Origin of the sequence: Nostoc flagelliforme FACHB-838 (assembly GCF_014698065.1) — a bacterium.
In the GTDB taxonomy this organism is placed as follows: domain Bacteria; phylum Cyanobacteriota; class Cyanobacteriia; order Cyanobacteriales; family Nostocaceae; genus Nostoc; species Nostoc flagelliforme_B.
In genome coordinates this window covers 1-13,968 of the sequence record NZ_JACJSI010000051.1, presented here as the reverse complement: position 1 = coordinate 13,968, position 13,968 = coordinate 1, and the positions used below count along the sequence as shown (strand labels likewise).

Below are 13,968 nucleotides of genomic sequence, written 5' to 3'. Positions count from 1 at the left end.
GAATGTAGAGACGTAGCACTGCTACGTCTCTACAAGGGTTCTAGTTAACGCATATTTAATTTCTGGAGATGTCTAATAAAAATGATTGTTTGAAGAAGAATTCATAAATTTCGCGCAGCGTCTCGTAGAAAAGGCTTTACAGGTTGTTTGAAAAGTATTTCGCTTTGACTTTAGGCACTCTTAGATCCCCCCTAACCCCCCTTCAAAAGGGGGGAACCGGAGTCAAAGTCCCCCAATTTATCGGGGGATTTAGGGGGATCTAGAACGTTTTGCTACCAACAAGAGGATTTTTCAAAGAACCTCTTACGCTACGCTATCCGCCAGCCGTACAGAATTCTGTTGGATAAATTATGACCCATAAATCAAAGGATACAAGCTCCTAAGTTTATTTATGGTTACTGAGCTTGTCGAAGTATGGGGATTGTTAATTTTGAATTTGGAGCAAACCGACGTGACCACAATTCCTGATGCTCTCCAACTCGCAGGTCAATATCACCAAGCCAAGCGCTTCACCCAAGCCGAAGAGATTTATCGTCAAATTATAGACGTAGATTCCAACCAGTTAGAGGCATTATATGGATTAGGTCTGCTGGCGCAGCAGCGGGAACAATATCAAAATGCAGAACAATTTTTTCAAGCAGCCCTGCAATTGCAGCCAGAAGCTGCGGCAATACACAACAGCTTGGGGTTTACTCTGCAACAACAGGGTAAACTAGAAGAAGCGATCGCCTGTTATGAAAAAGCGCTAAAAATTCTCCCTGACTGCATAGAGGTGCAAATTAATATCAGTCATATTCTCTACATTCAAGGAAAGCTCTCACCAGAAGAACAAGTCTATTACGCAGAATTGAATCAGCAGTTTGCTTTAGGTAGGCAACAGGCAGGCGATTTAAATATGGCAGAGTTATATTATCGCCAAGCTATTGCATTGCAGCCAGATTTGGTATTATCTCATTATAATTTAGGAGAGCTACTCCTAAACCAAGGGCGATTAAATGATGCCATCAATTCTTACCAACAAGCAATAAAAATTAAACCAGATTCTCATTACGCCTACCACAACTTAGGATGTGTTTTTGAGGAAAAAAAACAATTTAAGGAAGCAATAGAAGCTTACGAAAAAGCTTTAAGCATTCAACCAAATTTTGCACTTACCTATAACAACTTAGGAAATATTTTCAAGGCACAAAATAGACTTGATGCCGCCAGAGAATATTATCAACGAGCTATTAAAATTGAACCTGATATTGATTATATCTATTGCAACTTAGCAGTAGCATTTAGAGATGATAACAAAATAGAAGCAGCAGTCCAGGCATTTGAACAAGCGGTCAAAATTACACCAAACTATGATGTGGCTAAATTTGGTGTTTGTATCAGCCAACTGCCAATTATCTATTCTAGTGTTGATGAAATAGCGTTCAGACGAAATCAATATCAACAGCATTTGCAAAATTTAGCTAAATATTATGAATTAACTAATCAAGAAGAACGGGCAAAAGCATCTGAGGCTGTGGGAATATTTCAGCCTTTCTATCTAGCGTATCAAGGCTTAAATGACCGAGATTTGCAGCGAATTTATGGGGAAATGATTTTCCAGATTATATCGAGTCGCTATCCCCAATATAGCCAGCCGCTTGTTCTGCCAAATTTAGATAAAACTCAAAAGGTTCGTATCGGTATTGTCTCTGGATTTTTCTCTATTCATTCTAATTGGAAAATTCCTATTAAAGGTTGGGTAGAAAATATAGATCGAAGTGAGTTTGAAATATTTGGTTATTACACTGGAACTCAAAAAGATTCTTCAACAACTAGTGCGAGCAAAGCTTGTGATAAATTTGTTCAAGGTGTTAACTCAATTGAACAATGGTGTGAAATAATAACAAAAGATAAATTACATATCTTGATTTTTCCTGAGTTTGGGATGGATCCAATAACAGTCCAACTGGGTTGCCTGAGATTAGCACCAATTCAAATGACATCTTGGGGACATCCTGAGACTAGTGGATTACCAACAATTGACTATTACTTGAGCAGTGACTTAATGGAACCAGAAAATGCTCAAGAACATTATACAGAAAAATTAGTTAGATTACCCAATCTATCTATTCATTACATACCTTTAGCAATTAAACCCGAAGAAATTAAAAAACCAGACATAGGTTTAAAAGAGGATGATATTTTCTTCTGGTGTTGTCAATCATTATATAAATATTTGCCCAATCATGACGATGTTTTTCCATCTATTGCTAAAGAGTTAGGAAACTCTAAATTTGTATTTATTAAAAATGAAAGTGAAGAGATTACAGAAATATTTCGCCAGCGCTTAAACCATGCTTTTGCAGCATTAGGGCTAGATTATCAAAATCACTGTTTATTTTTATCTTCCCTCAATCACATGAAGTTTGCTGGCACTACAGCCTTAGCAGATGTTTTCTTAGATAGTATTGGTTGGTCTGGATGTAACTCTACCCTCGAATCTATTGCTCATAATATTCCGGTTGTCACTTTACCAGGAAAACTGATGCGGGGACGGCATTCTCTGGCAATTTTGAAGATGATGGGTATGGAAGAGACAATCGCTTCAAATAAATCAGAATACGTACAAATCGCCATTCGTCTGGGGAAAGATGCTAAATATCGGCAACATATTTCCCAGCAAGTTGCAGAAAATAAACATAAATTATATGGCGATTTAAAGCCAGTCAGAGCGCTGGAAGATTTTATTTTGCAGCTGGTTAATAAACCAAGACAATTTAACGTCCAAGAAGTTGCTGAACTCTTTCAACTTGCAGTTCAACATCATCGAGCTAATCGCCTAGACGAAGCCGAACAGCTATATCGTCAGGTGATAGAAGAACAACCAGGCTATTCAGAAGCATTATACAATTTAGGGATGCTGGCACAACAGAAAGGTGCGTTGCCAAAAGCTCAGAAGTATTTGAGTGCAGCTTCGCAAGTTCAGCCTAACTCTGTGAAAATTTGGTTTAGTTTAGGCAATTTGCTTCAAACCCAAGGACAGTTACCAGAGGCTGAAGACGCTTACCAAAGAGCTATTGCTTTGCGACCAGATGCAGGGACAATTTACAACAATTTGGGCTACACCTTGCAACAACAAGGTAAATGGGAGGAAGCGATCGCATCCTATCAAAAAGCTCTGGAATTTCAGCCCAACTGCATAGAAGCGGAAGTCAATTTAGGGAATGCACTTTTTGCCCAAGGGAAGCTCTCAAGAGAGAAAAAAGCCTATTATGCTGAATTGAATTATCAGCTGGGCATTGCCCGCCAACAAGCAGCTGATTGGCAAACTGCTGTTATTTACTATCGAGCTGCGATCGCACTACAGCCTGATTTGGTAGAAGCTCATTATAACTTGGGGGTGATATTGCAAGAACAAGGGGAGTTAGAACATGCGATTGCTTGCTATCAAAAAGTTTTAGGATTCAATGCCCAACACCAAGAAGCCAACATGAAATTAGAAAAGATTTACCAAACCTAGTACCAAGAAGTTACACAAATTTGACTCACTAAAAATTTCTGCCTAAATCGGTTATCTCATGCGATCACCAACTGCCATCAATCTAAATTAAAAAAATACAATCGCTTTCAGCTAATTGTCTATCTGATAGATACTTTATTGCCAGCAAACAACCGATTACATTTTCCTTGCTGATAAGGTTCATTACTTAGAAAGTTGGCAGCAAAAACCAGAATTTTATTACTCTTTCATGAGATAATAAATTATGGTAAAAATTCATAAATTACCATAATTTCAGAGAAAAAACTGACATTGAGTCATCAGCATCTCAATTAATGAGATAAAATCCCTCTGCTTCCACATTCAGCTTGAAATAGTCAATTAGGCTATTTAAAAGTTCTGTTAAGAGCAAGTGCTGGATAAAAGCTGACAGGTTCATAGGGATATCGAGAGACTTAGTTCGTAAATTAGGAGAGAATTACTCCCCAAATATTTACGCGCAAATTTGTTAACTAACAAAATCAACAGAGGTTTTTATGGCAAAAGTATCACTAAAACTTACAGCTTCAGACTTACTTAAATTCAATGGTAGAGCTAATCTCAATAACAAGCCCGAGCCTAAGCCCGATCCTAGTCCTAATTTTGCTACCGCTCAAGGGGATACTATTTTTTCCAACTATAGTCAAGGTGCTTCAGAAGTTTTAACTGCTGCCCAGACGGACACATTAGTTAAAGGTGGCGTGATTGCTGCTATTGCTGAGGCTGAAGCAAGTTTTGACTCAACTTTTTCATCACTTTTCACTCAGGCTGCTGTCATTGGATTAGAAGGTGAGTTTCTAGGTACTTCCAACAGCGAAGCAAAGGTACTTGCTAGTTTTGCGGTTGACCCTAATGAAAACTTCTCTTTTAATTTTTCAGCAGATTTAGCACTGAAAGCTAAAGAAATTGAAAATTCTGACGTTGAATATAACAAGGCTCAGTCTACAAGCACTTTTTTAGTGTTAGATACCACAAATCCCAACAAGGCCAAAGTTATAGATTATTTTGGTGTTCAGGGTAAATTAATCTCCTCTAGGCAAATTGGGAATTTAACCTTTGGCAGTAGTAGCAATGTGAAGATTGATAGTCGTAATAAAACTTCTGATATTGATGGCGACAATGGCAGTGACTTCTTGAATGGTGGTGCTGTTGGGACTTATCAGCGGAATTTTAATCGCAATACCAACTTAACTATAGTTGAAATTAATACTAGTTCTGCTGAATTGGCAGGAGATACTTTAATCGGCAACCTGGGTAAAGATGTTATCTATGGCACGATTCGGAAGGATAATCTGACAGGAACCAACGGGGCGGACAAACTTTATGCCAGCTTGGGGAATGATAAGCTATCTGGAAAGAAAGGTAATGATGTCCTCGACGCAGGCCAAGGTAATGATACGCTAGATGGTGGGGATGGCAATGATACACTCTATGGCGGTTTAGGCAATGATGTCTTGGTTGGTGGTAGTGGTAATGATGTCTTGGTTGGTGGCGATGGTAAGGACAGATTTACTTTCCAACGTAGCGATGTCTTGTTGAAAAATGACTTTGATGTCATTCAAGATTTCCAGGTTGGTATTGATAAAATTGTATTAAACGGCTGGGGAACCCAAGGTAGTATAACAGATACCAACGATGGCGCTCTCCTCACCTTAAATTCAAATCTTCTTTCTTCCTCTAATCCACAAACAATACTATTTGCAGGCTTGGATAGCAGTCAGATCAGCTTAAAATCAATATTCTAGCAAGCCGATTTCATTACTACTCTGATTCGGGATGATTCGCACCTTAAAAAGCAGAGATGTTTCATTCCCTAAAAGACTCTGATTTACAAGCATCTTAGTCAAAACAATCAGGTGAGTAAAAAATCTGATTAGACAAGAAAATGTTGATGCCTTTTTTGGGAGAGGTTTTACCAACGGCAACCCCTATGGTGTACGCATTGAAATTTACTCGTTGAGTTGGTAATTTTTCGATTACTAATACTAATTCAAATAATGTTTGCGACAAATCAATTATTCGTAAGGGCACAACAATGTTATGCCCCTACCTATCTGTCGCATTCTTTTTCCAATTTGGTATAACTTAACGCTTATTTCTTGCCCATACTGTTGACAAAATCTCTCCCCTGTCAAATGAAATAGACCTGTTTTTTAACAGGTAAAAACAGATAAAAATATTTTTTTATTGATAGTTATCATATATCTTTTGAAGCTATACTAATCAGCAACAATCTAATATCAACTTAGATATAGTTATGGATAATACATAGTTATGAATACTACAAGTATTTCAGAATTTAAAGTTAAATCTCTTATTCAAATTGCGGTGCAGAAGCATCAGTCCGGTCAAAAGTATGAAGCGGAATTGCTAGATAAAACAGAAGTAGCTGGAATTCTCGAACTAGCGGTTCAACAGCAACGAAGCAATCATTTAGTGGAAGCAGAACTGCTATATATTCAAGTTCTGGAAAAACAGCCTGACCACCCAGAAGCTTTATATAGTTTAGGGATGTTGGCGCAGCAGATGGGGCAACCCGAAATTGCTGAACAGTGGCTAAGTGCGGCTTCGCAAATTCAAGCAAATTCTGTTAAGATTTGGTTCAGTTTAGGTAATTTGCGTTTAGTTCAGGAACAGTTTTCGGAAGCAGAGAAAGCTTATCGCCAAGCTCTAGTTTTATTACCTAACTCACTGCCCATTTACAACAACTTGGGCTATGCTCTGCAACAACAAGGATTATTTGAAGAAGCAATTAACTACTATCAAAAAGCTCTAGAGTTAAAGCCAGACTTTATAGAAGCAGAGACTAATTTGGGCGATGTACTACACGCTCAAGGTAAGCTCTCTAGCAATCAACAAATACACTATGCACAATTAAATAATAAATTGGGTGTTGCCCGGAAAAAAGCAGGGGATTTGAAAAATGCTGTTACTTGTTACAAGCAAGCGATCGCACTACAGCCAGATTTACTAGAAGCTCATTATAACCTGGGGTTGGCGCTGCAAGAACAAGGTAAGTTTGAAGAGGCGATAATATGCTATCAAAAACTCTTGGAACTTAATCCTAACGATGGGAAAATTTACCTCAACATAGGCAAAGTTTACCAACAGCAAAACCAATTCCAAAAAGCAGTTTCTGCCTATCAACAAGGGTTAAAGCTGATTAATCCCCACTATGCCAAAGCATTAGCGGCTGGTAAAGATGCTGAAATTCCTCAACAAGTACCAGTCACACCTTCAATTCCTCAAGGGGAGGTAATTGTAGGGCAATATAGCTTTCCGACTATTCCGACCGTAGCAGATGATATAGGTAAGCGGCCTTTTTGGAGTGTGGTGATAACTGTATATAACCGCACAGACTATCTCCTCGAGTGCCTTGCAAGCGTGTTGGCACAATGGCAAGGAGAAGAGCAGATGGAAATCATCGTCATGGACGATGCTAGTAAAACGCCAGTATTTGAAGTGGTGAATAGTATTGGACAAGGAATAATCCACTACTATCGTAATCCGCAAAATCTCGGTCTGCCAGGAAATTGGAATGCCGGAGTTGCTCTAACTCGCGGTCATTGGGTTCATTTACTGCACGACGATGATTATATTCTCCCTGGTTTTTATTCCCGGCTACAAGAAAGTCTAGAAGGGTGTTCCGATTTTGTAGGAGCAGCTTCTACGGGTTATCAAAATATTAACGAGAAAGGAGAAGTAATTTTCCGCCAACAAATCTATCCAGAGCGAGGGATTGTCCAAAATTGGTTGCAACATATTGGACTTAGTAACTCATTGAATATGCCTGCGGTGGTGATTCGTCGAGAAGCACACGAAAAGTTGGGCGTATACCATCCTGAATTGACTTATACAAGTGATTGGGAAATTTATAAACGCATTGCCTCTGTTTACGATTGGTGGTATGAACCAGAAATTTTAGCTCGTTACCGCCAACATGCTAACAATGTTACCACCGAACTTTTACTCTCTGGGAAGCAGATGATATCCATCCGCCGTGCAATTGAAATATCAGAGAGTTATTTTCCTGCTGAACACTCGGCACAAATTACAGCCCAATCCCGGAGTTATTATTTTCTTTATTGTCTAGAATTGATTCTAATTCCTCTACAGGCTAGGAATCTGACAGGAGTTTGGCAAGCCTTGGAAGAGGCTCTAACAATAGATCGTAGCCCTGAAGCAGTGGCAAAGTTATTTAGTTGGTTAACACGAGAAGAAGCAGCTCCTCTGCGTGATGAAATTGCCTCAAGATTTATCTTACTTCCTTTATGAAGGCTCATTTAGCAAAAAGCAAAAATTTTCTAGTTTTGGACTGAAAACTATGGCAATTAATCAGGTTGAAGGCAACATCCTGCAAGAAGAAGGTCATTGGGAAGAAGCGATCGCATCCTATTACCAAGCCTTAAAACTCAATCCCCAAAATTGGGAAATCTACAACCGTTTAGGTCAGGTTTACCAAGCTCAAAACCAGATTACAGAAACGATTTCGGTATATCGTCAGGGGTTGACCTTACTCAATCCCCACTACGCCAAAGCGGTGGCCGCTTACCAGAACGCTGCCATCACCCAAGAAATGCTCGTTACTCCCCCCATTCCCCAAGGTGAGGTTACTGTTGGCGACTATGAGTTTCCAGCAATTCCACCCGTAACAGAATCAGAAAAACCCCGACCATTTTGGACTGTAGTGATTCCGGTATATAACCGCACCAATTATCTCCTTGAATGTCTGGCTAGCGTCTTGGTGCAATGGCCTGGGGCAGAGCAGATGGAAATTTTGGTGATAGATAATGCCAGTACACCACCGTTATTCGATTTAGTGAATAGTATTGGACGAGGAGTAATCCGCTACTACCGCAATCAGGAAAATATTGGAGTACTGCCAAATCACAATGTAGGCATTTCCCTCAGTCGCGGTCAGTGGATTCATATCCTGCATGATGACGACTGTGTGCTTCCAGGTTTTTATAACCGACTCCAGCAAAGTCTTCAAGGGTGTCCAGATTCCATAGGAGCCGCTTTCGGAAATTTTGAATATTTCAATGAAAAAGGAACAGTAGTTGAAAAAGGGGAAGTGATTTCTTGGTTTGGAGACGATAAAGGTATCCCTCAGAATTTTTTGCAGGCGATTGGTGTGACATGCCCATTACAGGTGCCTGCGGTTGTCATTCGTCGCGTTACTCATGAACAACTAGGAGGTTATTATCCGCATTTAGTTTGCGCTTCTGAATGGGAACTCTACAAACGCATTGCTGTTTCTTATAATTGGTGGTACGAACCGGAAAGTTTTGCTCGTTACCGTATACATTCCCACAGACTGACAGATGATGACTTATCATCTGGGATTCTGGCGACATCCATCCGCCAGGGTATAGAAATTTCTAAAAGTTATCTTCCTGTTGAACATCGCGCAGACATTACAATCCAAGCTTGCAGCTATAACTTCAATTATTGTCTGACACGAGCGGCAATTCCTCTGAAAAGTGGCAATGTTGCAGGGGCTTTGCGTATGCTCCAAGAAATTCTCAAACTCGATCGCTCTCCGCAAGCGTTAGCAAAGTTATTCGCTTGGTTGACTCAAGATGAAGTTGCTCCCGTAAGAGAAGAAATTATTGCTAAGTTGCTATCAGTACCTGTAGACAATATTCCGACTGAATTACAACCCCCACAAACTGCGATCGCACCATAAAATAATCGGATATGAAAGTACTTGTAACTGGAACTGAAGGTTATATCGGCTCCTTATTGGCTCCCCTGATGATCCAACAAGGTCATGAAGTAATTGGTTTGGATACTGGCTTTTATAAAGTAGGTTGGCTATATAACGGCACTAAGGTAACTGCCAAAACCCTCAACAAAGACATCCGTCACATCACAACAGAAGACCTGGAAGGCGTGGAAGCAGTAGTTCACATGGCAGAACTTTCCAACGATCCTCTAGGTCAGTTAGCGCCTAATATCACTTATGATATCAACCACAAAGGTTCAGTACATTTGGCAAAGCTGGCCAAAGCAGCTGGAATCCAGCGCTTTGTGTATACTTCATCATGCAGTGTCTATGGTTTTGCCAGTGAGGATTATGTTCACGAAGAGTCTACCATCAATCCCCAAACAGCTTATGCCAAATGCAAAGCACTTGTCGAACAGGATGTGAAACTCCTTGCTGATGATGGCTTTTCTCCCACCTTTTTGCGAAATGCCACAGCCTATGGAGCCTCGCCGAGAATGCGCTTTGATATTGTCTTAAATAATCTAGCAGGTTGGGCATGGACAATTAAAGAAATCAAGATGAACAGCGATGGTACACCTTGGCGGCCTCTAGTGCATCTGTTAGATATCTGCAAAGCAATTATCTGTACCTTAGAAGCTCCGCGTGATGTAATTCACAACCAAATTTTTAATGTGGGTGATACAAATAGCAACTATCAAGTCAAGCAAATTGCTCAAATAGTTGCAGATGTCTTTACAGGTTGTCAATTAAGCTTTGGTAAACATGATCCTGATAACCGCAGCTATCAGGTTTCATTTGATAAAATTAACCAAAATTTACCAGAATTCAAATGTGAGTGGGATGTCCAAAGCGGTGCCCAACAACTTTATAATGTCTTCCAGCAAATTGATATGGACAGAGAAACATTTGAATCTAGACGCTTTACTCGCCTGAAACAACTGGAATATCTTATTCGCACTCAGCAAATCGATCAAGATTTCTTCTGGCGGATTGTTTAAATTAAAAACCTGCATTTGGCAAAAAAACATAAAATATGAATTTACTAAAACTAACAAATAATCAACCAATAACTGGTAACTGTATGTTCTGTGGGACAGGATTGCAGCATACATTTGTAGATTTAGGTATGTCTCCTCCCTGTGAAAGCTATCGAAGCCTGAAACAACTTAATGAAGTAGAGCCTTTTTATCCTCTACATGTATATGTTTGCGAGGAGTGTTTTTTAGTTCAACTGCAAGAATATATTAGCCCAGAAAATATTTTTAGTAACTACGCCTATTTCTCTTCTTACTCTGATAGCTGGTTGCAACACGCCAGGAAGTACGTAGATTTAGTAATAGAACGCTTCCAATTAAACTCCAAAAGTCAGGTAATAGAAATTGCCAGCAATGATGGCTACTTACTACAATACTTTGTTGCTAAAGACATCCCGGCGCTGGGAATAGAACCAGCAGCAAATGTTGCTGAGGTAGCAATAAACAAAGGTGTTCCTACAGTTGTCAAATTTTTTGGACAGGAGACAGCCAAAGAACAGGTTGCTCAGGGCAAACAAGCAGATTTATTACTAGGAAATAATGTCCTTGCCCACACACCCTATCTCAATGATTTTATCAAAGGGATGAAAATTATCCTCAAGCCGCATGGTGTAATTACTATGGAATTTCCCCACCTGATGCAGTTAATTGAGGAAAATCAGTTTGATACTATTTACCATGAGCATTTCTCTTATTTTTCATTTATCACCGTAGAAAAGATTTTTGCTGCTCATGGTTTGACAATTTTTGATGTAGAAGAATTAGCTACTCATGGTGGTTCTTTAAGAATTTATGCTTGCCACAACGAAGACTCTTCTAAACCTGTTAGCCACCAAGTATCAGAACTTAAATATAGAGAAGAAGCGGCTGGCTTTACGGAATTAGAATACTATTTTTCATTTGGTGAACAAGTCAAGGAAACCAAACGCAAGTTATTAGATTTCTTAATCAAACTTAAACGAGAGGGAAAAATGATTGTTGGGTATGGCGCTCCGGGTAAGGGAAACACTCTCTTAAACTATTGTGGTATTCGAACAGATTTTATTGATTATACAGTAGACCGTAACCCTTACAAACAAGGTCAATTTTTACCAGGTACTCATATTCCGATTTTTCATCCAGACAAAATTGTAGAGACAAAGCCTGACTATGTACTAATTTTGCCCTGGAATTTAAAAAATGAAATTATGGAACAAATAGCTTACATTCGGGATTGGGGCGGTCAATTTGTTGTTCCAATTCCTGAAGTTAATGTCTACTCTTAAAAATTTGATATTTTTTATCATTAAAAAGGGAAAGTGAAATGAAAGTAGTTTTATTTTGTGGCGGTTTAGGAGCCAGAATGAGGGAGTATTCAGAAAGTATTCCTAAGCCAATGGTGAATATTGGTTATAGACCTATATTATGGCACGTAATGAAATACTATGCTCACTATGGGCATAAAGATTTTATCTTATGTCTTGGTTACAAGGCTGACCTAATTAAAAGCTATTTTTTGAATTACAATGAATGGCTTTCTAATAATTTTAGCCTTTCCAATGGAAGCAAAATTGAGTTGTTTAATCGGGATATTCAAGATTGGAATATCACATTTGTAGATACAGGTTTAACTGCCAATATTGGACAAAGATTTAAGGCAGTACAAAAGTATTTAGAAGGAGAAGAAGTATTTTTAGCTAACTACAGCGATGGTTTGACAGACTTGGATCTACCAACATACATTAATCATTTTTATCAGCGTGATAAAATTGGTAGTTTCTTGTGCGTCAGACCAAGCCAAAGTTTTCATCTAGTTGATATGCATGAGGATGGTTTGGTGAAGGATATCCAAGATGTCAAACAACGTGATATTTGGATTAATGGAGGGTATTTTATCTTTAAAAAAGAGATTTTTAACTATATTAATCGTGGCGAAGAACTTGTTCTTGAGCCTTTTCAAAGACTGATTGCTAAAAAAGAACTTTTTGCGTATAGATACACTGGCTTTTTTGGGGTAATGGATACGTTTAAAGAGAAGCAACAGTTGGATGATATGTATGCTCAAGGCGAAAGACCTTGGGAAGTATGGAGAGATAAACAACTAGAAGTAACGGATGTATGATCCAACTTAGCTTCAACAAAACAGAAGAATCTGAGTATAGAATCCTTTGTTTAGGTTCTCATTGCGATGATATAGAAATTGGTTGTGGGGGCACAATCTTAAAACTGATAGAGAATTACCAACATGTTGTTATCTATTGGGTTGTCTTTAGTTCCAACGAACAAAGAGCGCAGGAAGCAACTACAAGTGCCAATCTTTTTTTAAAAGAAATTCCGGTCAAGAAAATTATCATTAAAAATTTTCGAGATGGCTTTTTACCTTTTGAAGGGATAAAAGTGAAGGAATGCTTTGAGCAGTTGAAGCAGGAATTTTCACCAGATATAATATTTACTCATCATCGAGACGATCGCCACCAAGATCACCGCTTAATTTCTGATTTGACTTGGAACACCTTTAGAAACCATTTAATTTTGGAATATGAGATACCAAAATATGATGGTGATTTGGGTATTCCTAATTTCTTTGTGCATTTAGATGAGGAATTTTGCCGCCGAAAAATTCAATATATTATAGAGGCATTTCCCACCCAAAATCATAAGCAGTGGTTTACAGAAGATACTTTTCGCTCGATTCTCCGAATTCGCGGAATTGAATCTAATTCAGCGAGTAAATATGCTGAGGCATTTTACTGTCGAAAAATATTCTTCTAAAAAAACAGATTTTTAATTTTATCCCAAATTTGCAAATTCATGATATTTACCGAAACTAAAATAAAAGGGGCATTTATTGTTGATTTAGAGTTGCAGCGAGATAGCCGAGGCTTTTTTGCTCGGAGTTTCTGTATTCAGGAATTTAAAGATCGTGGTTTAAAACCTACTATTGCCCAAACCAATTTATCTTTTAACTATAAAAAAGGAACGTTGCGGGGTATGCATTATCAAACACCTCCTTCTCAGGAAACAAAATTGGTGCGTTGTATTAGAGGGAGTATTTATGATGTAATAATCGATTTGCGTCCAGAATCTTCTAGCTATTTATCTCATATTGGTATAGAGTTGACTGCTGAAAATCGCCTTGCTCTCTATATCCCTGAGACGTGTGCTCATGGGTTCCAAACGCTCACCGACGAAACCGAAGTGAATTATCAAATGGGTGACTTATACGCCCCAGAATATGCCAATGGCTATCGCTATGATGACCCAGCTTTTGGGATTGAATGGCCTCTACCTGTGACTGAAATTTCGGAAAAAGATAGAGCTTGGAGTTTATTTGAATCGAAAAAAAATTGTAACGCCTGGGATGACGTAAAGCTTTTATAGCGTTTCCTAATCATAAAAGGTAGATCATAGTTCCCTCTCAAAGAGCCTACGGTGTACACACAAACTCTAAAAATCTAGCTTGATAAAATTTGACTAGTTCCCGGTCAGAGACTGGGAACTAGAGAAACGAGAGAAATGGAAAATCAAGCTTTTTTCGAGTTGTGCATACACTGTAACTCGAAGAATGGGGAGGAGGTTTGGGGGTCAATACGGTTCAGTTAAGGCTCAAAGTCATGTAAATTAGGCATTGTTCCGAAGAATGGAAATTAAGTGTCGTGCATCTGAGGGATTTTTCATTGGTGTCTCCTGAGATACAAAATACTGAC

The 13,968-nt window shown here is 38.8% G+C and carries 9 protein-coding genes; all 9 read left to right on the top strand.

From position 1 onward, the window contains the following. Window positions 1-391 precede the first annotated feature (391 nt). Complete coding sequence (locus H6G97_RS22165) at window positions 392-3,499, top strand: tetratricopeptide repeat protein (protein WP_190942832.1); 3,108 nt, start codon at window positions 392-394, stop codon at window positions 3,497-3,499. A 515-nt stretch (window positions 3,500-4,014) separates the two neighbouring features. Then, a complete protein-coding gene (locus H6G97_RS22160; RefSeq protein ID WP_190942831.1) occupies window positions 4,015-5,262 on the top strand; it encodes a calcium-binding protein in 1,248 nt (415 codons plus the stop codon). Between the two features lie 529 nt (window positions 5,263-5,791). Further along, window positions 5,792-7,792, top strand: coding sequence for a tetratricopeptide repeat protein (locus H6G97_RS22155; RefSeq protein WP_190942830.1), 2,001 nt, complete (start codon window positions 5,792-5,794; stop codon window positions 7,790-7,792). After that, complete coding sequence (locus H6G97_RS22150) at window positions 7,755-9,206, top strand: glycosyltransferase family 2 protein (RefSeq protein ID WP_242055091.1); 1,452 nt, start codon at window positions 7,755-7,757, stop codon at window positions 9,204-9,206. Before H6G97_RS22155 ends, H6G97_RS22150 begins: the two co-directional genes overlap by 38 nt. An 11-nt stretch (window positions 9,207-9,217) precedes the next feature. Continuing rightward, entirely contained in the window at window positions 9,218-10,246 is a 1,029-nt protein-coding gene (locus H6G97_RS22145; RefSeq protein ID WP_190942828.1) for an NAD-dependent epimerase/dehydratase family protein, read from the top strand. Window positions 10,247-10,281: 35 nt separating this feature from the next. Continuing rightward, window positions 10,282-11,547, top strand: coding sequence for a class I SAM-dependent methyltransferase (locus tag H6G97_RS22140; protein WP_190942827.1), 1,266 nt, complete (start codon window positions 10,282-10,284; stop codon window positions 11,545-11,547). A 38-nt stretch (window positions 11,548-11,585) separates the two neighbouring features. After that, entirely contained in the window at window positions 11,586-12,383 is a 798-nt protein-coding gene (locus H6G97_RS22135) for a sugar phosphate nucleotidyltransferase (protein WP_190942826.1), read from the top strand. Further along, window positions 12,380-13,033, top strand: coding sequence for a PIG-L deacetylase family protein (locus H6G97_RS22130; RefSeq protein WP_190942825.1), 654 nt, complete (start codon window positions 12,380-12,382; stop codon window positions 13,031-13,033). The genes H6G97_RS22135 and H6G97_RS22130 overlap by 4 nt, the downstream gene beginning before the upstream one ends. A gap of 39 nt (window positions 13,034-13,072) precedes the next feature. Further along, window positions 13,073-13,642, top strand: a complete 570-nt coding sequence (gene rfbC, locus H6G97_RS22125; protein WP_190942824.1) for a dTDP-4-dehydrorhamnose 3,5-epimerase — start codon at window positions 13,073-13,075, stop codon at window positions 13,640-13,642. The last annotated feature ends 326 nt before the right edge of the window (window positions 13,643-13,968 follow it).